Consider the following 26104-nt stretch of genomic DNA (forward strand, 5'->3'; position numbering starts at 1 on the left):
ATGCATTTGACAAATCTATAAAAAATCTATACCCTAGCCCAATGTTTAGGGCTATGTATTTTACCTTTGCATTTTTGCTATGTTCGTTGCTGTCTGTGCCGCTATGCGCCGCCGATGCTACGGGAAACAGGCTGATAGGCAATGTTATGAGTGCAGGTGCACTCCCGCACTACACAGCGGTTGTTGATAAAAAACTAAAAAAAATATATATCCTTGAAATATCTGGCGATACAGAGCGTCTATTAGAGAGTGCAGACGTTATGCTTGGACGGGCAGAAGGTAGCAAGCTGGCACTTCACGATGGCAAAACGCCTGAGGGTGTGTATTACATTATATCGCACATAACACAGAAAGAGTTGCTCGCCCGCTATGGCAACTGGGGTAAGATGTATGGCATAGCTGCTTATCCTACGAACTACCCGAACCCTATAGATAGGATAATGCAGCGCACTGGCGGGGGCATTTGGCTGCATGGCTTTAACCCAGATGAGCGCGACAAGCCTATCACGCAAGGTTGCGTTGCCTTGCTAGATGAAGACTTAGCTCGCATACAAAAATATGTTTATATCGGGATGCCTATAGTTATTATAGATGACGCTCAAATGATGACAAGTGCGGAATATAAAGCTACCCGTGAAAAACATCTATCGGAGCTTAATAGGTTTATAGCTGCTTGGAACTCTGCCGACTATGATACGTTCAAAGGCTACGTTCATCCTCAATATTCAAGCTATTCCGGCTGGAATGCACAAAGCTACCTAGACAAGAAACGACAACTGATGGCGCAATATCCGAATAAATTGGTCAAGCTAGACAACGTCAATATATATCGCCAGAATGCGACTACGCTGGTCTATGATTTCAACCAGTTCTATTGTGCTGACAATATGATAACTTATGGGCATAAGAAGTTTTATCTAGTCTATGACAACGGCTCGGAGAAGTTGATTAGTGAGGAAATGCGCATGCTGTCAGCTACTGAGCATATAAAAGCAGGGGTGGATGCCTTCTTAGCAGACTGGCTCAAGGTATGGACTTCAGCCGATATAGACAAATATATGGCTTTTTATGATATGCGTTTCCCTAGACGTGCGGCATGGGAGGAGTCAAAGCGGGACTTGTTCTCTAAATCGGGCAAGATAGCCGTCAATATCAGCGATGTTAGTCATCAGGTGCTGGGCGGCAATGCTATCATTATCCGTTTTAAGCAAGACTACATATCAGATATTAACGCAGACAAGGGTATGAAGACGCTTGTAATCACAGGATGTCCGGGTAGTTTTAAGATTAAATCAGAAGACTGGAGGGCTAGATAATGCGTCTAGTTATAGCTTTAGCACTATGTTTTATAGGTGCCGTTAACTGCATAGCGGCGGACGTAAAACGCCCATCACAGGTTCACAAGGTCTATTTTGAGGGAACGGACTACGAACTGCACGTTTATTCCATATATGGCAGGCGACTTGGCAAGACAATGCTGATATTAGGTGGCATTCAGGGGGACGAGCCGGGGGGCTTCCTTTCAGCCGACTCCTATATAAACTTTAAGCTGGAGCAGGGCAACCTTATACTAATGCCGCGCACCAACTTAAAGTCAATAATGTTGAACAACAGGGGACCAGATGGCGATATGAATCGTCTATTTACTGATGATATTAAAGCGACCGATAGAACGGATGTAAAAGTTGTTCAAGTGATAATAGAGTATATGTCAAAGGCTGATATTTTTCTTAACTTGCATGACGGCTGGGGGTTTCACACAAGTAGCTACGTGAACGAGCAGCGCAACCCGAATAAGTTTGGGCAATCGGTAATAGTGGATGATGACAAGTATATCTGCAAAGACGGCAAGGTGTTAGACCTCAAGTCTATGGCTATGCGTGCATTAGAGGGGGCTAACGCCCGTATAGAGAATAAATCGCACATGCTAGCATATTTTAACACTATGACAAACGACCCTAAAACTAAGTTTAAGGAGATGCAGAAAACTGCTACGTGGTATGCTTTGCGCAACTATTGCATCCCCGCATTCGGGATAGAAACAGCTAAAGATATAACTTCTAACGAGCTGAAAGTGCTGTATCACAACTACGTAATCGGCGAGTTTATGAAGATAATGGATATTATACCTGAAAACCCGCCCATATACGTGCCTTCCGCTAAGCTGGAACAGGTGCTTGTGACGGTTAATGGCAGTTCCAAATACTTAAAGAATAACGAAAAATTGCAGCTCAAAAAGGGCGACAAGGTTTCTATCAAGGGTATAGAGAGCAACTACACCACAGGCATTACCTGTGACATATTGGGCTTAGGCAATCTGAACGACCAAGGCAAGGAGCTAACGGTTGACTACTCAACAAAGGTAGTCTTCCGCAAAGACAACGTAAAGTTTGCAGAGGTATCGTTAGATGTGGTTGCAGGAGCTGCTCAACCAGCCGCCGTAGCGTCAGTGGTGAACCAACCAGTAAAAGAATCTGGTAGCACTCCAAAGCAGCAGCTAGGATATATGTTTAGTGTAGTGTTAAACGGCAAGCGACAATCTATCGCTCCAGAAAGGATAATACGAGTGAAAGATGGAGATACGCTAACGTTGGAAGACATACAGAAAGATGGCAAATCCCTTAATGTGCCTGTCAATCTGCGTGGCTGGGTGGCTAGCTATGTCCGTGAGAACACAGGGGACGATAGAAAGCATAGGATTATTATTGCCAAACGTTCTATGCTTTCACGCTTTTCGGTGGATAATAAAGGGGCTAAATACCCAGTGACGGTTGATATAGACGGGCAGGAAGTAGCTAGATTTTACATAGAGCTGGCGCAGTAGCCTAGCAGATTTGTCAGCATATATTCGGGAGCTATTTTGCCCGTTTTCAAGTCGGTATCTATTTCAAGCATAGTGTTAATAATGCCAACGGTTTCTTCGGCTTTCCAGCGGTTAGCATAGTTATTGACGCTTTGCATAAAGTAGCTTTTGCCCTTAAAGAACGGGTTATTTGCTGTATATAGTTTCGGCAGTGCCAGCTTAAAGTATAGCCCTGCAATATAGCTAGTTAGTAGATAGAATGCCCGCTCGCCGTCTTTGTGTTCACCTAGTTTAGCGGCAATTTCTGCGCATTTTTTGCGGTCTTTGGCGAGGAATGCATTCACAAATGAAAAGTTGCTATCCTCTTCACGTCTTGCAGATTCTGCCTCTAGCGTGAACCCCGCATCGCTAGCCGCTGTTTGCAACTGCTTGCTGGCAGCAACATCAGTGCTGATTATGATAATTGAGCTGGTGTTTGAGCGACTGGTGTTGGCAAGGAATTTGTCTGTTCCTTTTAGTTTCTCCGCATGGCGGATAATGAATAGTTTCCCCTCGTCAAACAGACTTACGCTCAAAAATGCACTAAAAAACTCTGATTGTTTTTCAGCTCCATCAATATCTTCGGCAAAATATGTATGACGCTCACAATCAGACAGGCTCGCACAAATAGCATCAAGCCGCTTGTTGACGAATTGGTCGCTACCGACTAGTAACGTCTTAACGGATGATTTTGATGCCATTGTAAAAGCTCGTAAAGAGCGTCTCTGTAATGTTGTTAAAGGCTACGGAATATGCTTTGTTGTATATGGCTATCTCATCGCCAACCGTGAAATCCTCTCTAGCCGATAGGGTGTTGTCGTATAACGTCTTGCCCGTTCTATCTTCTAATATAAACCTATATGTCAGTGTAAGGCTAGACGTTCGTGCTTCTCTAGTGGCAGAGCGGATGGACGAGCTAATACCAATATCTTTTAAGCGTATTCTTAATATGTAGTCTGCCCTGCCGTCACTGGCTGTCAGCCCATACAGTTGCAAATAGTGCGTAACGCTACGCTGAAATTCTCGTGTAATAGTGTAGTCGTCTGTATCATTGACAAGCTCAGCGAGATAAAACGTCCTGCCCTGAAAGCTACCAGTGTCCCCGTGGCGGACAAACGAATAACCGCAACCGGTAGCAGTCAAAACTACAAGTAGGATGGGCAATAAAGCAACTAGATGTTTTATTAAAACAACTTGGCGTTTCATTTGACCACTATATTTACTAGCTTTAGCGGAACGTATATTTTTTTGACAATCTCTTTTCCTGCAATATGCGCCTGAACTTTGTCGTCTTTAAGTGCGGCGACTACGGCATCTTGCTCTGATATTGTTTTCGGCAGGCTCATTTGCGCGCGCAGTTTGCCGTTCACCTGCACGACAAATGTCACCTCGTCGCGTTCAAGCACAGTTTCATCGTAGTCCAGCCAATCAGCACGGCTAATGAATTTTACTTTTTTATTATTGCCTGTGCGTTCCCATAGCTCCTCAGCTATGTGCGGGGTGAATGGGGCTAATAGTTTTAATAGTGCGACTATGGCGAACTTAAATGCCCCCTTGTCTGTATCGCTTGCTAGCTCCGTCTGTGAAACGTATAGTGCATTGACAAACTCCATTATGGCTGCAACTGCCGTGTTTAGCTGAAAGCGTTCAATGTCGGCTGTTACGCGTTTAATGGCAGTGTGTGTCTGCCGCAGTATTTCTACACTGACACCGCCTGCAGGCTTTTCTAGTGGGGTAATGTTGCTATTTAACAGCTCAATATGTGCATCTACCAGCCGATAGACCCTGTTTATAAATCGGTAGCACCCCTCAACGCCACTTTGCGACCACTCTATCTCTTTTTCTGGGGGGGCGGCGAAGAGTGAGAACAGCCTAATTGTATCAGCTCCGAAGTCGCGCAGCAGTTCATCAGGGTCAACAACGTTCTTTTTAGACTTACTCATCTTCTCCACGCGTCCGCGTTTAACGGGTTTGCCACATTTGATACACTTGCCATCTTGCACCTCGCTGGGGTATAGCCAGCCATGTTCATCGCAGTGTTCAGTCTCCTTGCATACCATTCCCTGTGTAAGCAGTCTAGTGAATGGTTCGGCAAAGCTCACATATCCGAAATCGCGCAGAACCATAGTGTAAAAGCGGGCGTATAGCAGGTGCATGACAGCATGTTCTACTCCGCCGATATATTGGTCTATAGGTGCCCAATATGCCACGCTATCTTTATCAAACATGTCTTTAGTGTGGTGTGGTGAGCAGTAGCGCAGAAAATACCAAGACGACTCAACAAACGTATCCATCGTGTCAGTCTCTCTACGAGCGGGTGCGCCGCATTTAGGGCAGGTGGTATTGACGAATGATGCTGAACTTTCCAGCGGGTTGCCGTTCACGCGAAAGTCAATGTCTTTTGGCAGTTCAACGGGTAGTTGCTCTACGGGAACGCTTACTATCCCGCAGTTATCGCAATACACAAACGGTATTGGTGCGCCCCAGTAGCGTTGGCGGCTAATTCCCCAGTCGCGCAACCTGTATGTAGTGGTTTTTTTGCCGCTACCATTATTCTCTAATATTTCACTGATAGCAACTTTTGCCTCATTCACCGACAAGCCGTTCAGCTTGTCAGAGTTGATTAGCTTGCCATCCCCCGTGTAAGCCTCTGTCAGCGGTTCAGCATTCCCAGAGTCTATTACCTGTATGATAGGCAGTTTGTATTTAGTTGCAAAGTCAAAGTCGCGCTCATCGTGTGCTGGCACTGCCATAACGGCACCCGTTCCATAGTCTATCAGGACGTAGTTAGCTATGTATATCGGTAGCTTTGCGCCATTTGCGGGGTTTATGCAATATCTGCCTGTGAAAAACCCTTTCTTTGCTTTATCGTTAGTGCGGTTTTCTTTTGTTTCGCTGGTAATCTCCTCTATAAACTTCAAGCCGTCAGGCTCGTATTTAGTGCCAGCTATCAGCTTTTTAGAGAGCGGATGTTCGGCAGCTAGTAGCATAAAGGTTGCGCCGTATAACGTGTCGGGGCGGGTTGAGAATACTGTGATTTTTTCATCAACTCCTGTCTTGTCTTGCTCTGCAGACACGTCAAATACTATTTCGGCACCGGTGGATTTACCTATCCAGTTGCGTTGCATAACTAGCACCTTTTCAGGCCAATTGCCCGATAGCTTGCTGTATGTGTTTTCTAGCAGTTCATCGGCATAGTTTGTTATCTTAAAGCACCACTGACTTAGCTCTTTTTGGAACACCTCTGATGAGCAACGCCAGCATTTGCCGTCCTCTACCTGTTCATTGGCAAGCACTGTTTCGCAGGACGGACACCAGTTGACAAAAGATTTCCGCTTATATGCAAGTCCGCGTTCCCACATCTTTATAAATAGTTCTTGTTCCCATTTGTAGTATTCGGGTGTGCAGGTAGCCACCTCACGCGACCAGTCGTAGGATAGTCCCATCTGCTTGAGTTGGTGTTTCATCTTCTCTATATTTGCGAATGTCCACTCGGCGGGGTGGCGGTTATTCTGCTTGGCGGCGTTTTCTGCGGGCAGTCCGAATGCGTCCCAGCCTATCGGGTGGATTACGTTAAAGCCACGCATTGTTTTATATCGGGCTGTTACGTCTCCTATGGCGTAGTTGCGCAAATGTCCCATATGTATGTTGCCCGATGGGTAGGGGAACATTTCAAGGCAATAATATTTGGGCTTTGTTTTGTCAATTTCCACCTTGAATACGTTTGACATTTCCCATGCGTTTTGCCACTTCTCTTCAAACTCGGCGAAGTTGTATTTCATCTGCTATCGCTCCCAATATAATTTATTTTGAGTGCGCCCAGCAGGAGTTGAACCTGCGACCCACAGATTAGAAGTCTGTTGCTCTATCCAACTGAGCTATAGGCGCAATAAACATAGTTTCAGCTAGTCAGATTAGCCTTTATCTGATACGCTGTCAATATTTATCTTCCTATCAATTGCAGAGCCAGTTGTGGCAATTGGTTAGCTTGAGCTAGCATAGCCACTGCTGCGTTCACGAGTATCTGGTTGTTAGTAAATGAAGATGATTCTGCTGCTACATCTAGGTCTCTTATGCGAGACTCTGCTGCTATGGTGTTCTGCTTCGTCACTCTAATATTATTCTGTGCGTATTCCAGCCTGTTTATTTTCGCCCCAATGTTTGAACGAGCACTATTCACTCGCTCTAATGCTGTATCTATCTTACTTAATGCTCTCTGCGAATCTTCCATAGTGACTACATAGACATCATCTATCTCAAGCGCAATAGTATCCATACGCCCTATAGTAATATCTATATATTGCCCCTCGTCCGAACCTGTCTGCACTCTGGTAGAATTATCAACTATATGTAAATATACAGGCTTAGTAGCATCAGGGGTAAATATAACCTGTCCTGTTGTAACGTTAAAACTTGCCTTCACTCCAATATCAGACGCAAACTTTATATCAACTCCCTTTATAACTCCTCGTAGCATAAAGTCCGATACCGTGTCGCTGCCTACTAGCCTGCCTGTATGTGCATCAGACACTGTTGCATTTATGCCACTAGCCTCTGCTTTCTGTATAGTTGATATGCCCAGCGCATTTAATAACGCCTCATCTCCTGCAAACCTTAACTCTGATGCTCCCCCTGTTAGCGCAGTCTGTAAAAATATAGTGCCGGCAATTGCCCCCCCCCCCCCCCCCCCCGCTGGTGGTGGTGGTGGCTGTATTAGGCTCAACAATCTTAACGAGATTATTAACAGATATATCCCCTGCCATACCTAACAAACCTATCGCATCGGCTAGCTTCTTGACTAAATCAGCAACAGTATCTTCCCCCTCTATGTATACGTCAACATTCTTATTATTCCCATATATGCTTAACGTCTGCGTATTGTCTAATAGCTTTTTGCCATCATCGTTACTAAATACATATCTGCCACCAACAATAGAATCTTTTAGCTTAACCTCTGCTGGTGTCGGCATTGTCCATCTCCATTCGCCGCCGGTCAGTTCATCATCGGGCACGTTCAAGTCCCTATCCCAGCTAATCTTTATCTCCTTGAACTCCCCGTTCTCTATAGTCATAGCTGTGAACTCAACGTGAGGGTCTCTTATATCCCAAAAAACCTTAGGAGATAAATTAGAACCCACTATATTAGTCCCATTAGGCACATCTATATTCAGTGAAACAGTCTTTATATACGTCATATTCGCAGAGTTAATAATCCAGTTGTTGGCTGGACTTGTCCACGCACTAATGCCCGGTTTTACCTCAACATCGGGGCTATTCGCTTGGTAGTAAAACAATGCCTTGTCGCCAACAGCCATGCTATTAACAGCACTTGCAGAGATGAAATACTGAATACTGTTATAATGGCCATTAGTATTTGGCGTATATATGCTTGCCCTGTAATTCATAATTCCGCCCCAATTGATGAGTGTTCCAAAAACAACTGGATAATGCTTTGTTCCGTCGGCAGGGTCCACGTAAAATGAGCGGAGATAGCTACTAGAACTGCCACCGCCTTGAAGCTGCCATGCTCTTGTGCCATCAGCAAGGTTTATAAAGGTGGTATTGCCCATGCCAGATTGTGTATGTGTTGTTCCGTCTACGGCGTCAGCCCCAGAAACTATCTCATATCCCATATAAAAGCCTGAGAAGTTATCATACGGATAGCTGTAGCCGTCAACCAGATACGTAGTGGGAACACCATCGTTGGTCACAGTACCTGTGAATACAGTAGTAACCCCATGTAATTGCTCTAATATCACTTGGCTGTAGTCAGCAATATTGTTTGTCTGTAGCCCACCAGTCGTCGGCACTGCCCAGTTGTTACTGGCAACTTGCGATGGCTCTATATGCACCGTATCATCGTTCACGGTGAAGTGGACTTGTGTGACGTCGTCTAGTCCCTCTACCTGTATGTTAGTCAGACCTTTCGGATATACCAACGACTTCGTATAGTCCATGAGTTGTGCTGTCTGATAGACTGCATTTTCCCCTGCCTTAGTGCTAAATGTTAGCTTGTAATCTCCTGATACAGGAGCACTCCTGAATATAACATCAACATCGTTGCTCGTTGCCGACCATAAACCTGCAGCATCGCCTGATAATAACCTCTTAGTATTAAACTCCGTTGCGTTTGATACCCTGTTAATTTCTGCCTTGAGCTGCTCAAACTCTTTTTGCAGCTCCCGTCTATCATTACTCGTATGGCTACCATTGCCCGCCTGACTCGCAAGCTCACGCATACGTTGCAACATATCGCCTATGACTTCCATGCCGCCATCTGCTGTTTGTAAAAACGAAACGGCGTCCTGCGCATTGTTTGCAGCCTTAGTCAACGCACTAATCTGTGTCCGCAACTTCTCTGATACGGCTAATCCCGAAGCATCGTCTGACGCATGGTTTATGCGCAACCCTGACGACAGCCGTTCTATTGACTTGCCAAGCGTGTTGTTGGCAGACTCAAGATTCCTCTGCGCCACAGAAGACCATACATTGGTGTAAATAGAGAGAGCCATAATCCTCCATGCCAAGCCCGCGACAACTAACGCATTCATTGTCCTAAAACGCGCAAACTAGATAAAAATAGAAAGCCGACTAATACCATAAACGCCAAACGGCGAATAGCTACTAGTCGGCTTAATTATCTTAATACCTAACTTAATATCCAATCAATATCTAATCAATATCTAATCAATACCCAATTCTAATTGTAGATAATCTTTATCATAAAATAGAATGGTTGTCAAGAGGTTTGTTTTATGATACAATCTGCAGAATTATGAAACGTGTTATATTATTGATATTAGATGGCTGGGGTTATAGGGCGGAGACCTCTCACAACGCTGTGCTACTTAGTGACCCTATCAATCTGGATAGGATACAGCAGGTAGCCCCTCATATTTTAATAGGTGCAAGTGGCGAATCTGTAGGCTTACCAGCTGGACAGATGGGCAACTCTGAGGTAGGGCACACCAACATAGGTGCAGGGCGTGTGGTATATCAAGACCTGTTAAAGATTACAAAAGCATTTGAGGACGACTCGGTGCGCAACATTCAAGAGTTGCAAGATTTTTTTAAGAAAGCTGGTAAAGGTGGCAGGTTGCACCTGTTAGGGCTATTGAGCGATGGCGGGGTGCATAGTCATATATCGCACTTTAAGGGGGTAGCGAAACTAGCAAAATCTATGGGCGTTAAAGACATATTTATCCATGCTCTCACAGATGGACGGGACACTCCGCCTAATAGTGCTGTTGGGTATGTAGAAGATTTAGAAAAGTGGCTGAAAGAAAATAACACGGGTTGCCTGTCAGATATTTGTGGCAGGTTTTATGGCATGGACAGGGATAAACACTGGGAACGCATTGAAGAGTCATATCAGCTCCTACGTAATGGCATAGTGGATGGTGCGTGTAATGAAACTAACAGCCTTTCTGATGCTTTACGTGATTCTTACAGCAAAGGCATTACTGATGAGTTTATTGAACCGACTAAGTTATCGGGTGTGGACGGCAGGGTAAAGGACGGCGATAGTCTGATATTTATGAACTTTCGTTCAGATAGGGTGCGTGAAATGCTTGCGGCATTTTATGCCGACAATTTTGATAGCTTTAACAGGGGTGCAAAACCTGCTATAAATATTATCACTATGACAGAGTATGACGAATCAATAGCCGTCCCTGTAATATTTAGAAAAGAGGAATTGATTGATACACTTGGCGAGGTTTTGAGCAAGCATGGTTTGCGTCAGTTGCGAATCGCCGAGACCGAAAAATATGCCCACGTGACTTTCTTTTTCAACGGTGGCAGAGAGGAGTCTTTTGAGGGTGAGAGGCGCATACTTGTGCCATCTCCTAGGGATGTAGCTACTTACGACCTAAAACCCGAGATGAGTATTGCGAATGTTGTTGACAAGTTCAGAAAGGCTTTTTATGACGATGATTTAGATGTTGTTATAATGAACTTTGCCAACCCTGATATGGTGGGGCATACTGGCGTGGAGTTAGCGGCTATTGATGCGTGCAAGATAGTTGATGTTATGGTAGGCAGTGTGGCTAATCTTGCTGATGAGATGGATGCGGTGCTTATAATTACCGCTGACCATGGCAATAGCGAGGAGATGTGGGACGAGGCGCATAATCAGCCCCATACTGCGCATACGACCAACCCTGTTCCATTGATAATATATAACTATAAATGCCAGTTTATAAAGGACAGTGGCAAGTTGGCTGATATTGCGCCGACAATACTTGCAATATTGGGGTTGCCTGTGCCGCAGGCTATGACGGGCGATATTTTAGTAAAGCCATTTAGTTAGCCAGTGTATGTTGTCTAGTATATTTGTCCCTAAATGTATCAGTTGTGGTGGGGATTGCGGATATGATGAGATTTTATGCGCCAATTGTGTGGCTGGTTTAGCTAGACTTAATTTAGCTTGTGAGGGCTACTGTGCCGATGCAGATTTTTGTTATGCTGACTACCGTTATGAGGGTGCGCTGAGAACCGCCTTGCGGCGTATAAAATTTGACTGGTGCATTAGGGGTGTTTCACAGCTTGCGCGGCTGTGTATATTGGCTAATGTGAATGGGCATTACGATATGATTGTGCCGATACCTTTTCATATCATTAGACGTTTTGCTCGCTTTGTTCAGCCCGTGTCGGTGATAGTGCGTGAAGTTGCTGCTAGGTTATCAGTGAAGGTTGAAATGCCGTTGGTTCGCATTAGAAACACGTCTTATCAGGCTAAATTGCGAAGAACTGCTAGGTTTGAAAATGTTAAAGGTGCTTTTGAACTGTATGCTGATGTGGATGTGCATGAAAAAGATATATTGCTGGTGGATGATATTATGACTACAGGGGCGACGCTAGCTGAAGCGGCTAGAGTGTTGAAATCGGGCGGTGCGAGCAGGGTAGATGTCTATTCGTTGGCGGCAGGTATGGTTAGGTGAGCAAACATTTAGAGCCATTTATTCAGAGAATCGCCAACGTAACGCGCAAATTGCCATTTGCTGTGCTCGTTCACAATGAAAGCACTGGCGGTGCGGTCAGCATCCGCAAGGGTGATGTCGTTCCTATTAAGATGCCACCGGCTGTTGCAGCTCGCCTTAAAAAACCTAAGGAGTATTGCAGCTACTTTAACACACCTAGAGGCGTAATAGTCTTGTATTTTCTGCACTTTAAGGTGTCTGATAGCAAATACATTGTCGTTTTACAAGATACTCAAAAACATATCAGGCTAAATAGGTTTGTTTCAGCATTATATTCATCTGCTCATGTGAGAGACGAATATGGAGCGGACTCAGTGTTAGAGGAAGACCATTTACAAGTAGCTGAGCTGGAAATGCTTCTAAAGGGCAGAGAGGAGCAGATTGCCAGTTTAGAAAAGGAAATAACAGAGCTAAAGCAGGCACAGAATGGCGTTGAACCTGATGGTGATGAAGACGTAGAGGATATATACGAAGGGGATGAGGGGGGCGAAGAGGGCGAGCACGATAGTGTTGTCTCTAAAGATGTCTTTGATAAAGCGATTAAAAAGAAAAACAAGGAGATTGCTCGCCTGAAAGAGAAGTTGGCGGGCAGTAAGGATGATTTAGAAGAGGAGCTTTCTTTCCTGCAAGAGCAGAACGATGACCTGCTAGTCCAGCTTGAAAGGTCTAAGAAAAGTGCTGCAGGGCTGAAGAGTCAAATTGGTGAGCTTGGCGGAATTATCCCTGACATAGACGATAGCCTGTATGAGTCTGGTGGCGAGCTACTTGCTGAGAATCAGAGGCTACGCGATGTCAACAAAAAGTTAAAAGGTGAGACTAGAGACTTGCAGGACACTAACAAAGACCTGCAAGACCACGTAGAAGACCTTGACAAGCGTCTGGCTGATGCAAAAGGGCGGGAGCGGGATTTAGCTAAACGTGAAGAGGAGCTTGCGGAGCGGCGCAAAACTATTGAGCAGGACAAGAAAGAGGCTCCTGATGTGGCTGCTATTCGGGCGGAATATGATGCCTTGCAGCTCAAATTGGAGGCTAGGGAGCGCGATGTAGAGGAAGCATCTAAGAAGACCGCCGAATTGGAGTTGCAAGTTGATTTGCTAGACAAGAAACTGGCGCATGTCGCAGATATGGCGGAAGATATTGATGGCAACAATGCTGATGCTAAACTCCTCCAAAAGGTTGAGTTGCTGGAAACGGACAAGAAAATTTTACAAGACAAGCTAGCCAAAGCCGTTATCAATATGAAAGCAATGGAGACTGCTACAGCTAAAAGACTTGAAAACTACATGTTGAAGAGTGAACATGAGGAGGACTTAGTTCACTACCGTCAGCAGATTGCTGAGCGCGACAAGAGTATAAATGAGTTGAATCAGCAGATTAAAGATATACATAAATCGCACGTATCTAGCGAGGAGTATGTCAAGGCTCAAAATGAAACTAAGGATTGGCAGAATCAGCACGATGTTGCCACCAAAGAGATTGAGAGTTTGAACAAAGATAAGGTGGCACTTGCAGAAGAGATAAAGGGCTACCACGTCACCATAGAGCAGCTGAAGCAAGACATAGAGGGCAAAGACGGCATTATCTCTGCTGCCAGTGATAATGTTGATGCTATGAATAAGCTTTCTAATGAGCAATTAAAGAGTATTGACGACTTAAAACTCGTTATAGAAGACGCTAAACGTGAAACTGAAAAAGCTAGAGAAGACACGTTAGCAATCCATCGCATAATAGACTCTTTCCGTGAGCCTATTGTAACCGTTTTAGAGGGCTTTAATATTGACATATCCAATACTGCGGCGCAGGTTTTCTGCGGGCAGAGTGGCGACCTTGCGGGCAAATGTCATAAGGTGCTATACGGCTTTGAGGCGCGTTGCAAGTGGTGCTTATATCAAGACGTTGTGGAGTCAAAGGAGCCTAAATCAGCCACTGTGCAAGTAAATAGTTTTGGTGCTGAACGCACTTATGAGTTGGTATTCTCCCCTATATTGGATAATGGGCAGCTTGTGAGTGTAGTGGAATACATGCATGATAACAGTAATGTGGTTGCGCTTAATGCTAATATGAAAGGGTTGCGTGAGCAGCTCATTACTTTCAGGACGGAGCATGGCAAGAATCTGAAAAATATTGAGGACTTAAAGGAGACCAACCGCAAACTATCGCAGAACCTCGCTAGTGCGTCTGACAGGAATGCTAAGATGTTGAAGATAGTAGAAAAATTGGTATCTGAGGACAAGGCGAATGAACTATTGCGCCTGCGTGCAGAAGTTGTTGATGTGCGCAATAAATATATCCGCTCTAATGAGGTGATAAAGAACTATCGTAGCCAGCTAGAGGAGCAGAAAGACCGCTATGCAAACCTGAACAAGCGTTCGTTTATGAGCATGGAACGTGTTCTGAACTCTATAAGAGACAAGGCAACTATCAATAACGATGAGACGTTCTCTATGCTGAGTTTTTTGACTAAAGAGTTTGGTGTTATAAAGAAATACTTTATAAATGAGGACACCATCGGCATGTTGCGTTCTATAAAAGGTGGCAAAGTCAAAGATGTTGAAGTTCTTATTGAAACTGAAGTCAAGGGTAAAGAGATGCCGAGCAAGGTTAGTCAATGATAAGGTCAGCAGCTATTATTGTAAATCATGCTCACAGCGGTGCTTGCAAGGTTTTAGAGTCTGTAGCGAGCAAGCTGGAACAGCTCGGAGTTAAGGTGTTGCCAGAATGCAAGGCTACTAATTCTAATGCTGATATAATCATAGCCATAGGTGGAGACGGCACGCTTTTGTCTGCTGCGCAGGCTAGCGGGGCAAGTTGTGCGCCAATATTTGGGATATTTGTTGGCAAGATAGGCTTTATTGCAGAGTTTGATATTGAGGAAGCGAACGACACGTTAGAGCTGGCTGTAGCTGGAAAGTTACCTATTAGGCGTCTTATGCGGGTGGAGTGTGTGGTAAAAGATTCGTTGGGTGTAGAAAAAGCTAGCTATAATGCGCTCAATGAGATTGCAATAAATAAAGGCTCGCGTATATCAGAGTTTAACGTATATGTGAACGATAAGTTGATAAACCATTACAGGGCAGATGGCTATATGGTGTCAACGGCTACAGGCTCTACGGGCTATTCGTTATCTGTGGGTGGTCCTATTGTTGATTCTAGTCTTAGGTTAATGCTTTTATCCCCGATATGTGCACATGCAACGGATAGCCGTAGTGTTTTAATATCACCTGAAAGCGTAGTCCGAATTGTAATGGCTGACACGCGTCACGATACAACCGTATATTGTGATGGCAAGCAGGGTATAGTAATGACTAAGGGGGACGAAATGCTGGTGCGGCAGTCGCCCTTTGAATCGTTATTCTACTATAAGGAGGGGCGCGGGTTCTTTGACCATCTAGCTAATAAACTTGGCTGGGGGGCGACTTCTAAATGTTGAACTATCTTTCTATAAAGAATGTTTCTGTTATTGAGAGTGTCAGCTTTGAACTGAATAAGGGTATGAATACCCTTACAGGCGAGACGGGTGCTGGTAAATCTGTAATGATAGGTGCGTTCAAGCTACTGTTAGGCGGGCGGTTTCAACGAGATATGTTGCGTGAGCGAGCTAGTAAGCTATCAGTTGAGGCAATCTTTGATAATGTTGGACATATCCCGCAGGACTTGCGTGAGCAATACAATATAGATGAAGAGCTGAGTATTCGCAGAGAAGTTGACGACACAGGCAAGAATAAAGTTTCTGTGAATGGCAAGATGGCAAGTGTTACGGAGTTAAAAAGTTTTGCGCCTTATCTGGCTGATATTCACGGACAGCATGAACATCAAGTGCTATTAGACGAGTCGCGCCATATAAATTTTATAGACCATATCGTTGCTCGTGAGCTACGGGACGCTTACAGCACTGCTTTTAAGGCATATAAAGTAGCAAAGGACGAGCATAGAGCATTATTGGAGAGCATAGAGGATTTGCGTAAAAATAGAGAGATAGCGGAGTTTCAGCTTGATGAGATACGGCGGGCGAATATTGCTATAGACGATGACAAAGAGCTACCAAACAGGGTGCAGTTTCTGTCTAATATTGAAAATATTAGACTTGCGGCAAGTGCTTCGCTAGACGATATTTCTGAGGGGGAGAGCAATGCCGTAGGGTTTGTGTCAAAGGCTATTAGGGCACTAGAGCCGTTTGCGGCTTTAACTGGTGAAGTATCGCCGATATTAGAGAGCCTGACGCTAGCGGTTGATAGTCTGGGCAGTGCCTCAAAAGAGTTGTCCGCGATGCTTGACAAACAAGACGTTTCTCCCGTTGAACTAGACAGGTTAGTTCAGCGCAAATATATGTTGCAAGATTTAATGAGGAAGCATGGAGGCACGCTTGAAGCCGTTGTCAGTAAAGGTAGCGAGCTGGCAGGGCGGCTGAAGGATTTTGTTGACAGCGATGGGCTTGCAGAAAAACTTGCCGCTAGGGGAGAGGAGTTGCGCATTACAGCACAAAAAATAGCGGATGAACTTAATACAGAGCGCAGGAAAGCCGCCGCTCAAATCTCTGCCCAAGTAGTAGAGATATTGAATGAGCTAGAGCTACCGAATAGTAAATTTCTGACTGTTTTTGTTGATAAAGATGAATTGGACGAGCGTGGTGGTATTGAGGCTAAGTTTCATATATCAGTGAATAAAGGTTTTGAGCCTGCACCTTTGGCGCATGTGGCATCAGGCGGTGAGATATCGCGTGTAATGTTAGCCTTGAAAGAGGTATTTAGTGAGAGCGACTCTGTAGCTACGCTTATATTTGACGAGATAGATACGGGTATAAGTGGCGTTACAGCTAAACGGGTGGCTGAGCGACTGATACATCTGGCTAAAAAGAAACAAGTGTTAGTTATAACTCATCTGCCCGTTGTAGCGGCAAAGGGCGATGCACAGTATTATATAGAGAAAGGGACAGACGGAGACACCGCACGGACTACGATAAGACTGCTAGGTTCTGATGAGCGCAAGAATATTGTTGCCAAGATGATAGCAGGCGAGGTGAGCGAAACGTCTATCCAGCAGGCGCAGGAATTATTAAATAACTAATTGCTATATCTGCCTTATTGAGTTACAATTGTGCCATAATGGGAGGTGTATGAAACGCTATCGTGCTATCATGTCAGCTGTCTTGCTATCGCTAATCTGCTTTGCCTGCGGAGACTCGGGCAAGGGTGGAGGCGGCAAAGACGTAAAAGCTATCGTTGAGATAAATGGTAGGGCTTACACTGTTAGCGACCTATGGAACTACTCCAGTGCTACTATCTGGGAGATAGGTGCTAGCGATATGAATAACACAAGTGTTAAAAATGCGATTTCACAAGGATTTGTAGAGCATAAATTACTATTAGAGGAAGCGGAACGGCGGGGGATTACTACGCGCCATGATGACCACCAAAATAAGTTATCCCAGCAATTATTAACAGCTCAAGGGGCTAAGGAATTAAGGGCTATAACGGGGCGATACGATATTAATGCTAACGAGCTAGCAAAGTTGGCAGAAGAAAGGTTAATCGTTGATGAGCTTGTTAGAAATATAACCTTAAATATAGGCAATATTACCGAAGAGGAGTTGCGCAAATTATACGAAAGCAAGACAAAAGGCGTTCCAGTTGGCAATGTAGCACGTATAAGGCATATATTCACTACTGATAAGATTAAGGCGCAAAAGGTTATTGAGGAACTTGGAGCGGGCATAACATTTTCTGAGGTAGCCCGTAAGTACTCTGATGGAGCAGAAAAAACTGATGGCGGAGATTTAGGCTTTATCAGAGAGAGCAACTATCCAGAATTCTTTGTTGCGGCGTTTAAGCTGTCGCCGGGGGCAGTGAGTCGCATTGTGGAGTCGGAATATGGCTATCACATATTTAGGATGGACGAGCGGGCAGATGTAACGCGAACGTCCTTTGCTAATATGAAACCGTTGCTCATAGCGGAACTATACACTGTAAAACGTCAGAGTATGATGGAGGATTTTATAAATGCGCTTCGTAGCAAAGCTGACATACGTTATCTTGACGACTTTAATTTTAACGAATTTCTGTCTGCCACAAAAAGCAAACGCTGATATTGTTGATAAAATAGTCGCACAGGTCGGCAACGAGATAGTAACTCAGCACGATGTTGAGCGTTTTGCGCCTGCACGGGTGCGGGCTATTAACGCCATTAAAAACGAAGATGAGCGTAAGCTCAAATGGGACGCTTACTATAGCGAAACATTGGATACTATTATAGACAATCTCACCTTGCAGGTAGCGGCAGCGCGTATAGGAATCGCCACTACTGATAAAGAGATACAGGATACGCTCATCAGGCTGCAAGACAGGAACTCGTCTTTGCGCGGGCTTATTAGTCAGATACTAGCCAGAGAAAAGCGGCTGACACCAGAACTGACGTTTATCGCCAAGAATGGCATTATAAGAAACAAGTTGCTTTCTGCAATGTTAAATCGTGCAATCATTACAGAGGAAGACTTGCACGATTTTTTGCAGCAGGGTAGTGCCTATAAAGCAGGGGTGGAATACTGTGTAGAGCTTGCATTCTTTGATAGTCAGGTTCAGTATGACAAGCTCAAGAAAAATAAGAAAGATTTTAAGGGTGCAGTAGAGTCAGTTGGCGGCACCTATGTGGATATGGATTGGGTGCGTTTAGAGGATGTTTCGCCAGAGTTGCGGTCGGCAGTGGCGCAGACAGATGAAGGCAAACTCAGTAGCCCTTTAACCGATGTAAGCGGCAAGGTGGCTGTTGTTCGTGTTGTTGGGGTGCGCGCCTCGCGGTATATACCTGATTCTGTCCGTAGAGACGTAACGTATGTGCTGATGGAGCAGCAGATGGAGTATATATTTAGTGCGTGGTATGATAGGCAGAAGCAGTCTATAGTTGTGTATAGGTTTCAGTAAGTTATAAGAGGTGTTATGAAAGTGGTTAAAGAATTTATTGATTCGCTGATTGTAGCGTTCGTTATAGCTATGTTTATCCTTACGTTTGTTATGGGGAACTATATTATCCCCTCTGGTTCTATGCTTGAAACGCTGCAAATCGGCGATAGAATATTGGTTGATAAGGTAAGCTATCTGTTTCGCAAACCTAAATTTGGCGAGATAGTCGTCTTTGAATATCCGCTGGAACCTGACAAGAATTTTATTAAACGTGTTATAGGGCTACCGGGCGATAGGATTGCTATTAAGAATAAGAAAGTTTTCTTAAATGGAGAAGAGCTTGTAGAGCCGTATATTCCGCAGGAACGTCTGACATCATACATAGATATAGTTGACAACGTGGCAGAATTTGTTGTGCCTGATGGTATGTATCTGATGTTGGGGGATAACAGAGATTCCAGTTTAGATAGCCGTTATTGGGGTTTCGTATCTGAGAAAATTATCAAGGGCAAGGCTGTTGTAGTTTATTTTTCTAAAGAGCCGGGAGGTTCTATTCGTTTTGAGCGGTTTTTCAAGATGATAAGGTGAGGGGCGTGTTATGAAATATAATCGGATATTGTTGAAGTTGAGTGGCGAGGCACTTATGGGCGAACAGCAGTTTGGTATAGACAGCAATGTAGTTCGCTATATAGCAGATGAAGTTGCCACTATACACTCTATGGGTGCTAAAATTGGGATAGTTATAGGCGGTGGCAATATCTATCGTGGTGTATCTGGTGCTGCAACGGGGATGAACAGGGTGACAGGCGACTATATGGGTATGTTGGCTACCGTTATCAACGCCCTTTCTGTGCAGGATGCGCTGGAAAGAGCTGGCGTTCCGTGCCGACTGCAAACAGCAATACAGATGAATCAGATAGCTGAGCCATTTATCCGCCAGAGGGCTATGCGCCATATGGAAAAGGGCAGAGCGATGATATTTGCAGCTGGAACGGGCAATCCATATTTTACCACCGATACGGCGGCTGCACTAAGGGCATCAGAGATAGATGCCAATGTGTTGATTAAAGCCACAAAGGTGGATGGGGTCTATACCGCAGACCCTATGAAAGATAAAACTGCTACTAAATATGATAAAATCAACTATATGGACGTTATCACACAAAATTTGAGCGTAATGGATGCGACTGCTATTACGCTTTGTATGGAAAATAGCGTGCCAATAGTGGTGTTTAGTCTGTATAATAAAGGCGATTTAGCTAAGATTGTATCAGGTGAGGACGTAGGCACCATAGTAACGCATTAAAAATGGGACGTCTCTTTCAGGCGTCCCATTTTTAATGCGTTACTATGGTGCCTACGTCCTCACCTGATACAATCTTAGCTAAATCGCCTTTATTATACAGACTAAACACCACTATTGGCACGCTATTTTCCATACAAAGCGTAATAGCAGTCGCATCCATTACGCTTTGTATGGAAAATAGCGTGCCAATAGTGGTGTTTAGTCTGTATAATAAAGGCGATTTAGCTAAGATTGTATCAGGTGAGGACGTAGGCACCATAGTAACGCATTAAAAATGGGACGCCTGAAAGAGACGTCCCATTTCAGAAACCAGTTATTTGTGTATTGCGTTTGCGGGGCAATCGCTTGCGCAAGAGCCACATTCAATACAGACATCAGCGTTTATTTTGTATTTACCGCTGTCACTTTCAATAGCACTAACGGGACATGTAGCGGCGCAAGCACCGCAGCCTAAACATTTTTCGTTGTCTATAGTGTAAGCCATAAGTCGCCTCCCTAAATATTATTGCGTTAATCTAGCCTGATGAGCGTTAAAAGTCAATCAGAATTTTATTAGTGTAATTCCACAAGTTAAAATGCCCCTCATATATTTTTTATTAGGGGTATGTATTGTGGGAAGTTATTGTTTTATTATAGTATTGTATGCAACGTTTATCATAAGCAGTGTCAGCACCCCAACTATAATAGGGCGGACAACTTTGCTCCCTCTAGTTATTACCAGTCCTGAGCCTACATACCCACCCAATATGCTGAATAATCCTGCGCATAGCCCCAGCGGGATAATTGCCTTGCCGTTAGTCAAAAACACTGCCAATGCACCCACATTAGATGCCACATTGATGAATTTAGCATTGCCAGTGGCTGTGCGTATATCCATCTTTACTAGTCCACCATATAGTAAGGCAAGGAATGTCCCCGTTCCAGGCCCATAAAATCCGTCATAAGCTCCCAAAAAAAACGATATCGCTACAGTGCCTGCAATCTGATAGTGTCTGGGATAAGGGGATAGCTCGCTTGTGAATGTCTTGTCCCTGATAACATAGAAAGTGGCAACAGGCAGAACGATTAGCAATAAACTTCCCAAGAGCTTTTCATTTGCCAGCAGTGTGAGGTTTGCTCCGATTGCAGAGCCTATAAGTGCACTGATAAGGCAGGGAACGGCAAGTCCCATATCTAAAAAGTTATTCTTATAGTATCGGTATGTGGCGGTAGCAGTCCCTAGTATGCCAGATAGTTTATTTGTGCCTAGTGCGTAGTGAATAGGGACACCTGCCAGTATGTATGCGGGCAAGGCTATTAGCCCGCCGCCGCCGCCGACAGCATCAACCAGCCCAGCAAGAAATACCAGCGGGCATACGATAAGAAAAGATGTTATAGATAAATCAAAGTCCATATAGCGGGCGATTATAGTGCTCTATTTCTAAAAGGTCAAGCGTATTTTACCCCTGTGAATTCCACAAGTTAAAATGCCCCTCATATATTTTTTATTGGAGGTATGTATTGTGGGAAGTTATGACAAGGTTAAAGGGATAAAGGCAACTATTAGCTGGACACCTACGTTTATTTTCTATACAATGCCACACATTATGCGGAAGTTTCTATTTATCTCAGCGACTTTAATGTCTGTTGTGCTAATCTATCGCGGACTTGGCGATGCTATGGTGGGCTATACGGGGGTCCCTATGGCTTTTCAGCAATACGTAGAGTTGGATAGTGACCGATACATTGTTAAAACTGGTGCTGGTGCAAAAATAGTTGTCAATGCAGGCGGTAAAGCTAGCGATAAATACAGGCGGCTGTCATTTGTAATCTCTGGACTTACAGACTATACTGAGGCTGTGCCTGTTATGACATACTCTGATAGTGCGGGCAATAAACAACAGACTGAGTTTAGTAGCTTTTTTAATGGGAACAACTGCTCGGATAGATTGAAAGTAGGTAAATGGACTACATTTGAGGTGTTACCTAATACGTATGCACATATAAATATTGAAAAGGTTTATTTGAGCAGATATTCAATGTTACCTAATAGCTTTATTCCGTTGTTTTTGCTGTTTTCTGCTGTTGTTGTGACTATTTTATACCTGTTTTTATATAAGGGTGTCTATAACAAGCTAGAAAAGTTAAGATTTTCTAATTGCATATTGGTAGCTGTGATAATAGTCGCACAGCTTGGTGTTATTGCATACCATACTAAACACAAGACGTATTTAGAAATTGACGAAGTATGGGCTTATCAGCTAGCAAACGACCAGTCAGATAATAAACAAGTTGTGTTTGATGAATGGCATTTCGGGCGTTATTACCTTGAAAAACTTACTGCACAACGTGGAGAGGGCTGGCAACAATATAAACAAATACTTGATATACCAAAAAATGATGATTGGTCTGCACCTTCACTGCCTTTTTTGCAACTACATTTTGTTTCATCAATGTTTCCTGATACGTATAGCATTTGGCTTGGCGTGGCTGTGAATATGCTCTATTTTGTAGGCACGTGCCTAGTGTTGTTTTTCATCTCTCGGCTACTGCTACCAGACAGGCTGGCATTGCTACCGCTCCTTTTATGGGGTTTCAGCGGTGCCGCTATTGGAATTGAAACTTATACTAGAGTTTATGCTATGTCCACTTTCTTTTACATATTGCTTGTGTATGTAGCTATGTGTATAGTCAAGAATACTTGCACCACCTCTGCGTTAGACGGGGGGGGGGGGCTTACGTAGCAAATGTTGCTATGTAACACTTGGCATAACGTTCTTTTTTGGCTTATGGACACATTATTTTTTTAGTGTATGGTTTGCTATGATTGCCATTCCAGTATTCCTTTATCTGTTAGCCAAACGGAGGTTTGTTGACATCGGTTGGTGTGTAGTTACTCTAGCAATAGCAGGGGTGTTATATCTGCTCGTAAATCCAGCTATCATGCATACCGCTGGAGCTAACGCTGTTCATCCATCCTTTATTGCCGTAAAACGAGTTATTACGGCATATATTGGTCATATAAACAGATTTTTATTTGCAGAGGGCTTTTATTACATAGCGTTTATAGGGGCTGTTATGCTTGTCGTTCAGGTGCGGGCAGTTGGAATAAAACGTTTTGTTTCTGATAAAAGAGCTAACTTTGTGGTGCTCGCTTTGTTGCTAATAGCTATGGTCTGCTACATTATAATTCTGCCTAATATTGGTGCGGGGAGACCGCCTCGCTATGTTTATCCTATATTCCCCACGATAGCACTAACTATTGTTTTCTTGCTCTGGACGCTATCGGATGGCAAGTTGTCTCGCAGCGTGTTTGCAGGGCTAATGGTTGCTTTCATTTTTATAAGCTCAACTTTTAAGCATTTAGACCAGCTAACAGTGCAGGACAAGCCCAGTTTGACAACTTTGGTTGAGAGTAACCATAATGTGCCTATCATTGTGTTTGCTAATAGCCTTGTGTTTATGCCATACCTAATGTCATTTGATAAAAGCATAATAGTGAACGTAGATGATGATAACTATGACAGATTGTTGAAAATTATAGACGAGGTGGCATCCGACAGACTCATTACCCGTGAAAATGATGAGCGTGAGTCAGTGAGTGCCAACACTAGCCGCTACAATGCGCTAGCCGCAAAGTTATTACAAGAACGTGGCTACGAGGGGGAATATATCAGTAGCGGTATGCGCCTATGGAGCAAAAAATAGTTTTCAGCCACCCCTGCCATTTTACCCCTTGCTTATTTCATTAAATAGTGATACAATATCTGTTGTTTCGTTATGTTTTAAGGGGTAGTTTATGCTAAAAGATTATTTGATAGCACCTGGACCTACACCTATTCCAGAAGAATCTCTTTTGGAAATGGCCAAACCCATAATGCACCACCACGACCCTCGTTTTGAGGCGTTGTTTCAGGATGCACGCAGAGAGTTAAGGGCAGTGTTTGGCACCTCTCGTGATGTGTTGATTCTCGCTTGTAGTGGCACTGGGGCTATGGAGGCATCTGTAGTTAATACGTTGTCTGCTGGCGTTCGGGTGCTTGTTATCAATGCGGGTAAGTTTGGCGAACGTTGGGTTAATATTGTTAAAGCTTATGGGCTAGTAGTGGACGAGCTAACCTATGATTGGGGCTATGCGGCTAAAGTTGAGGATGTAAAGGGTTATTTGGACAAGCACCCCGACACCCGTGCCGTTTTCATACAAGGGAGCGAAACTTCTACTACTGTATACCACCCAATTAAAGAGCTTGCGGAGCTTATAAAGAACTATAAAAATACAATTTTTGTGGTGGATGGCATCACGACTGTGGGCGTGTATGACACCAAAATGGACGAATGGGGAATAGATATACTCATTACAGGTTCGCAAAAGGCGTTAATGTTGCCTCCCGGTCTGGCGTTTATTGCATTGAGCGATAAGGCGTGGGGTTTTACAAAGACTGCAAAGCTACCTAAATTTTATTTTAACTTGACTACTGAGTTAAAGAAACAAACGACTTCTGTTAGTGCGTGGACGCCAGCGGTGAGTATTGTTCGCGGGTTAAAGAAATCTCTTGAGCTATTAAATAGTGAGGGGTTGGCTAACGTATATAAACGTCATGCAGTTTGTGCCGATGCTACTCGTGAGGCGGTTGAAGCGTTAGGCTTGAAGTTGTTTGCCAAGGAGCGTCCTGCAAACTCTGCTACTATGGTATGTGTGCCAGAGGGGATAGATGGGACACAACTAAAGAAATATATGGGTCTTAAGCTAGGCGTAACCGTAGCTAATGCGCAAGACAACGTTAAGGGCAAGGCGATACGCATATCGCATTTAGGCTATCACGGCTATTTTGATACTATTATAGCGATAAGTGCGCTTGAAATGGCTCTTAAGGTGTTTGGGGTTGACGTAAAGCTTGGTGTTGGTATTGCCGCAGCCGAAAGTGTGTTCGCTAAAAATATACCTGCTAAGGACTAGGTATTGGAGTGTTGCAGATTTATAATACCCTGACTGGTAAGCGAGAACCCTTTACTCCGCAGAGGGCGGGCGAGGTATCTATGTATGTGTGCGGTGTCACCGTTTATGACCTCTGCCATATAGGACATGCACGTAGTGCTGTAGCCTTTGACTTGGTGCGCCGTAGCTTAGAGTGGCTGGGTATGAAGGTGACATTTGTAAAGAACTTCACAGATATTGACGATAAAATTATAAAACGTGCAAACGAAACTGGTAGGGATTGGCGCGATATTACCACAGAGTTTATTGCCAAGCACGATGAAGATATGTCTTCGCTGGGTGTTCTGCCTCCGACTCATACTCCGTGTGCAACCGAGTATATGGACGACATTATTGAGCTTTGCAAGCTCCTTGTTGATAAAGGGCTTGCTTATGAATCAAATGGTGATGTGTATTATAGCGTGGCAAATTTTGCAGAATACGGCAAACTATCTCATAGGAATTTAGAAGACATGCAAGCGGGTGCGCGCATAGATGTGAACGAGCAGAAAGAAAATCCGCTTGATTTTGCCGTGTGGAAATCTGCAAAGGCGGGGGAGCCTTATTGGGAGTCTCCGTTTGGCAAAGGGCGTCCGGGCTGGCATATAGAATGCAGTGCTATGAGCAAGGGGCTTATGGAACTGCCGCTTGATATACACGGTGGCGGGCAAGACTTAGTGTTTCCACACCACGAGAATGAGATTGCCCAAAGTGAGGCTGCCTGTGACTGTGAACTTGCCCGCGTGTGGATGCATAATGGGTTTGTTAATATCAATAAAGAGAAGATGTCTAAATCATTGGGCAATTTCTTTACTATACGCGATATATTGAAGAGTTATGATGCTGAGGTGTTGCGTTTATTCTTGCTGACTACGCACTACCGTCAACCACTTGAGTTTGCAGACTCAAAGCTGATAGAGGCTGAAAGTGCGTTAGAGCGTATATATATATATAAAGATGAGTTGGAGCACTTTGTTGCATCTAAAAAAGGTGCTGATTTGTCAGCCGAAGTGAACGTTGCTAAAACTAAGTTTTATGCTGACTTTAAGCAGGCTATAGAGGACGATTTCAATAGTCCATCTGCTCTAGCCGCCGTGTTTGATATGGTGCGTGCTTTTAATACTGTGC

At 44.1% G+C, this 26104-nt stretch carries 23 protein-coding genes and 1 tRNA gene; 15 read left to right on the top strand and 9 right to left on the bottom strand.

Annotated elements, in window-relative coordinates; genetic code table 11:
- Positions 1-41 precede the first annotated feature (41 nt).
- Positions 42-1316: a L,D-transpeptidase family protein gene (locus AC1MDJ_RS01540; RefSeq protein ID WP_479689195.1), complete on the top strand. Its 1275-nt coding sequence runs from the start codon at positions 42-44 to the stop codon at positions 1314-1316.
- Positions 1316-2824 (top strand): M99 family carboxypeptidase catalytic domain-containing protein, encoded by a 1509-nt coding sequence (locus AC1MDJ_RS01545; RefSeq protein WP_479689196.1) that lies wholly within the window; start codon positions 1316-1318, stop codon positions 2822-2824. The genes AC1MDJ_RS01540 and AC1MDJ_RS01545 overlap by 1 nt, the downstream gene beginning before the upstream one ends.
- On the opposite strand, the gene AC1MDJ_RS01550 is transcribed toward AC1MDJ_RS01545, so the two are convergent.
- The 6 genes from AC1MDJ_RS01550 to AC1MDJ_RS01575 form a co-directional block, all read right to left on the bottom strand.
- Positions 2803-3543, bottom strand: coding sequence for a DNA polymerase III subunit delta (locus AC1MDJ_RS01550; protein ID WP_479689197.1), 741 nt, complete (start codon positions 3541-3543; stop codon positions 2803-2805). The genes AC1MDJ_RS01545 and AC1MDJ_RS01550 overlap by 22 nt on opposite strands.
- Positions 3521-4048 carry an LPS assembly lipoprotein LptE gene (gene lptE / locus AC1MDJ_RS01555; RefSeq protein ID WP_479689198.1) on the bottom strand — a complete coding sequence of 176 codons (528 nt, stop codon included), beginning with the start codon at positions 4046-4048 and terminating at the stop codon, positions 3521-3523. The genes AC1MDJ_RS01550 and lptE overlap by 23 nt, the downstream gene beginning before the upstream one ends.
- On the bottom strand, positions 4045-6624 hold the full coding sequence (gene leuS / locus AC1MDJ_RS01560; RefSeq protein WP_479689199.1) for a leucine--tRNA ligase: 2580 nt from the start codon (positions 6622-6624) through the stop codon (positions 4045-4047). The genes lptE and leuS overlap by 4 nt, the downstream gene beginning before the upstream one ends.
- Before the next feature lie 32 nt (positions 6625-6656).
- Positions 6657-6730 (bottom strand) — tRNA-Arg (locus AC1MDJ_RS01565).
- A 55-nt stretch (positions 6731-6785) separates the two neighbouring features.
- The gene (locus AC1MDJ_RS01570; RefSeq protein ID WP_479689218.1) at positions 6786-7319 is read right to left on the bottom strand and encodes a flagellin; all 534 of its coding nucleotides are present in this window, start codon (positions 7317-7319) and stop codon (positions 6786-6788) included.
- A gap of 121 nt (positions 7320-7440) precedes the next feature.
- Positions 7441-9354, bottom strand: coding sequence for a flagellin N-terminal helical domain-containing protein (locus tag AC1MDJ_RS01575; RefSeq protein ID WP_479689200.1), 1914 nt, complete (start codon positions 9352-9354; stop codon positions 7441-7443).
- Positions 9355-9617: 263 nt separating this feature from the next.
- Between AC1MDJ_RS01575 and gpmI the strand changes: the two genes are divergently transcribed.
- The 9 genes from gpmI (at position 9618) to pyrH (ending at position 20022) form a co-directional block, all read left to right on the top strand.
- A complete protein-coding gene (gene gpmI, locus AC1MDJ_RS01580; RefSeq protein WP_479689201.1) occupies positions 9618-11153 on the top strand; it encodes a 2,3-bisphosphoglycerate-independent phosphoglycerate mutase in 1536 nt (511 codons plus the stop codon).
- A gap of 88 nt (positions 11154-11241) precedes the next feature.
- Positions 11242-11784, top strand: coding sequence for a ComF family protein (locus AC1MDJ_RS01585; protein WP_479689202.1), 543 nt, complete (start codon positions 11242-11244; stop codon positions 11782-11784).
- Positions 11781-14435: a coiled-coil domain-containing protein gene (locus AC1MDJ_RS01590; protein WP_479689203.1), complete on the top strand. Its 2655-nt coding sequence runs from the start codon at positions 11781-11783 to the stop codon at positions 14433-14435. Before AC1MDJ_RS01585 ends, AC1MDJ_RS01590 begins: the two co-directional genes overlap by 4 nt.
- Positions 14432-15253, top strand: a complete 822-nt coding sequence (locus tag AC1MDJ_RS01595) for an NAD(+)/NADH kinase (RefSeq protein ID WP_479689204.1) — start codon at positions 14432-14434, stop codon at positions 15251-15253. The genes AC1MDJ_RS01590 and AC1MDJ_RS01595 overlap by 4 nt, the downstream gene beginning before the upstream one ends.
- Positions 15247-16887 (top strand): DNA repair protein RecN, encoded by a 1641-nt coding sequence (locus tag AC1MDJ_RS01600; RefSeq protein WP_479689205.1) that lies wholly within the window; start codon positions 15247-15249, stop codon positions 16885-16887. The genes AC1MDJ_RS01595 and AC1MDJ_RS01600 overlap by 7 nt, the downstream gene beginning before the upstream one ends.
- Positions 16888-16936: 49 nt before the next feature.
- Positions 16937-17905 (top strand): peptidylprolyl isomerase, encoded by a 969-nt coding sequence (locus tag AC1MDJ_RS01605; RefSeq protein WP_479689206.1) that lies wholly within the window; start codon positions 16937-16939, stop codon positions 17903-17905.
- On the top strand, positions 17820-18737 hold the full coding sequence (locus tag AC1MDJ_RS01610; RefSeq protein ID WP_479689207.1) for a SurA N-terminal domain-containing protein: 918 nt from the start codon (positions 17820-17822) through the stop codon (positions 18735-18737). The genes AC1MDJ_RS01605 and AC1MDJ_RS01610 overlap by 86 nt, the downstream gene beginning before the upstream one ends.
- A 15-nt stretch (positions 18738-18752) precedes the next feature.
- Positions 18753-19304 carry a signal peptidase I gene (gene lepB, locus AC1MDJ_RS01615; RefSeq protein ID WP_479689208.1) on the top strand — a complete coding sequence of 184 codons (552 nt, stop codon included), beginning with the start codon at positions 18753-18755 and terminating at the stop codon, positions 19302-19304.
- 10 nt (positions 19305-19314) lie between these two features.
- Entirely contained in the window at positions 19315-20022 is a 708-nt protein-coding gene (gene pyrH / locus AC1MDJ_RS01620) for a UMP kinase (RefSeq protein WP_479689209.1), read from the top strand.
- Between the two features lie 31 nt (positions 20023-20053).
- On the opposite strand, the gene AC1MDJ_RS01625 is transcribed toward pyrH, so the two are convergent.
- The 3 genes from AC1MDJ_RS01625 to AC1MDJ_RS01635 all read right to left on the bottom strand — a co-directional run bounded on the left by AC1MDJ_RS01625 (position 20054) and on the right by AC1MDJ_RS01635 (position 21415).
- Positions 20054-20182, bottom strand: coding sequence for a hypothetical protein (locus AC1MDJ_RS01625; RefSeq protein ID WP_479689210.1), 129 nt, complete (start codon positions 20180-20182; stop codon positions 20054-20056).
- A gap of 153 nt (positions 20183-20335) precedes the next feature.
- Positions 20336-20506 carry an indolepyruvate ferredoxin oxidoreductase subunit alpha gene (locus AC1MDJ_RS01630; RefSeq protein WP_479689211.1) on the bottom strand — a complete coding sequence of 57 codons (171 nt, stop codon included), beginning with the start codon at positions 20504-20506 and terminating at the stop codon, positions 20336-20338.
- 135 nt (positions 20507-20641) lie between these two features.
- On the bottom strand, positions 20642-21415 hold the full coding sequence (locus tag AC1MDJ_RS01635; protein WP_479689212.1) for a sulfite exporter TauE/SafE family protein: 774 nt from the start codon (positions 21413-21415) through the stop codon (positions 20642-20644).
- A gap of 109 nt (positions 21416-21524) precedes the next feature.
- On the opposite strand from AC1MDJ_RS01635, the gene AC1MDJ_RS01640 reads away from it, so the two are divergent.
- From AC1MDJ_RS01640 to cysS, 4 genes are all read left to right on the top strand, one after another.
- Positions 21525-22745 carry a hypothetical protein gene (locus tag AC1MDJ_RS01640; protein WP_479689213.1) on the top strand — a complete coding sequence of 407 codons (1221 nt, stop codon included), beginning with the start codon at positions 21525-21527 and terminating at the stop codon, positions 22743-22745.
- 79 nt (positions 22746-22824) lie between these two features.
- Complete coding sequence (locus AC1MDJ_RS01645; protein WP_479689214.1) at positions 22825-23709, top strand: hypothetical protein; 885 nt, start codon at positions 22825-22827, stop codon at positions 23707-23709.
- Between the two features lie 91 nt (positions 23710-23800).
- Positions 23801-24958 (top strand): pyridoxal-phosphate-dependent aminotransferase family protein, encoded by a 1158-nt coding sequence (locus AC1MDJ_RS01650; protein ID WP_479689215.1) that lies wholly within the window; start codon positions 23801-23803, stop codon positions 24956-24958.
- Positions 24959-24966: 8 nt separating this feature from the next.
- A partial coding sequence (gene cysS, locus AC1MDJ_RS01655) for a cysteine--tRNA ligase (RefSeq protein WP_479689216.1) occupies positions 24967-26104 on the top strand: 1138 nt, incomplete at its 3' end.

This window comes from Candidatus Termitispirillum reticulitermitis, from assembly GCF_054655775.1.

Excerpts from the sequence above, each read along its gene's own strand:
- AC1MDJ_RS01540 (WP_479689195.1), top strand. The coding sequence starts at position 42 with ATGTTTAGGGCTATGTATTTTACCTTTGCATTTTTGCTATGTTCGTTG.
- AC1MDJ_RS01545 (WP_479689196.1), top strand. The coding sequence starts at position 1,316 with ATGCGTCTAGTTATAGCTTTAGCACTATGTTTTATAGGTGCCGTTAAC.
- AC1MDJ_RS01550 (WP_479689197.1), bottom strand. The coding sequence starts at position 3,543 with ATGGCATCAAAATCATCCGTTAAGACGTTACTAGTCGGTAGCGACCAA.
- lptE (WP_479689198.1), bottom strand. The coding sequence starts at position 4,048 with ATGAAACGCCAAGTTGTTTTAATAAAACATCTAGTTGCTTTATTGCCC.
- leuS (WP_479689199.1), bottom strand. The coding sequence starts at position 6,624 with ATGAAATACAACTTCGCCGAGTTTGAAGAGAAGTGGCAAAACGCATGG.
- AC1MDJ_RS01570 (WP_479689218.1), bottom strand. The coding sequence starts at position 7,319 with ATGCTACGAGGAGTTATAAAGGGAGTTGATATAAAGTTTGCGTCTGAT.
- AC1MDJ_RS01575 (WP_479689200.1), bottom strand. The coding sequence starts at position 9,354 with ATGGCTCTCTCTATTTACACCAATGTATGGTCTTCTGTGGCGCAGAGG.
- gpmI (WP_479689201.1), top strand. The coding sequence starts at position 9,618 with ATGAAACGTGTTATATTATTGATATTAGATGGCTGGGGTTATAGGGCG.
- AC1MDJ_RS01595 (WP_479689204.1), top strand. The coding sequence starts at position 14,432 with ATGATAAGGTCAGCAGCTATTATTGTAAATCATGCTCACAGCGGTGCT.
- AC1MDJ_RS01600 (WP_479689205.1), top strand. The coding sequence starts at position 15,247 with ATGTTGAACTATCTTTCTATAAAGAATGTTTCTGTTATTGAGAGTGTC.
- AC1MDJ_RS01605 (WP_479689206.1), top strand. The coding sequence starts at position 16,937 with ATGAAACGCTATCGTGCTATCATGTCAGCTGTCTTGCTATCGCTAATC.
- AC1MDJ_RS01610 (WP_479689207.1), top strand. The coding sequence starts at position 17,820 with ATGCGCTTCGTAGCAAAGCTGACATACGTTATCTTGACGACTTTAATT.
- lepB (WP_479689208.1), top strand. The coding sequence starts at position 18,753 with ATGAAAGTGGTTAAAGAATTTATTGATTCGCTGATTGTAGCGTTCGTT.
- pyrH (WP_479689209.1), top strand. The coding sequence starts at position 19,315 with ATGAAATATAATCGGATATTGTTGAAGTTGAGTGGCGAGGCACTTATG.
- AC1MDJ_RS01625 (WP_479689210.1), bottom strand. The coding sequence starts at position 20,182 with ATGGATGCGACTGCTATTACGCTTTGTATGGAAAATAGCGTGCCAATA.
- AC1MDJ_RS01630 (WP_479689211.1), bottom strand. The coding sequence starts at position 20,506 with ATGGCTTACACTATAGACAACGAAAAATGTTTAGGCTGCGGTGCTTGC.
- AC1MDJ_RS01635 (WP_479689212.1), bottom strand. The coding sequence starts at position 21,415 with ATGGACTTTGATTTATCTATAACATCTTTTCTTATCGTATGCCCGCTG.
- AC1MDJ_RS01645 (WP_479689214.1), top strand. The coding sequence starts at position 22,825 with ATGATTGCCATTCCAGTATTCCTTTATCTGTTAGCCAAACGGAGGTTT.
- AC1MDJ_RS01650 (WP_479689215.1), top strand. The coding sequence starts at position 23,801 with ATGCTAAAAGATTATTTGATAGCACCTGGACCTACACCTATTCCAGAA.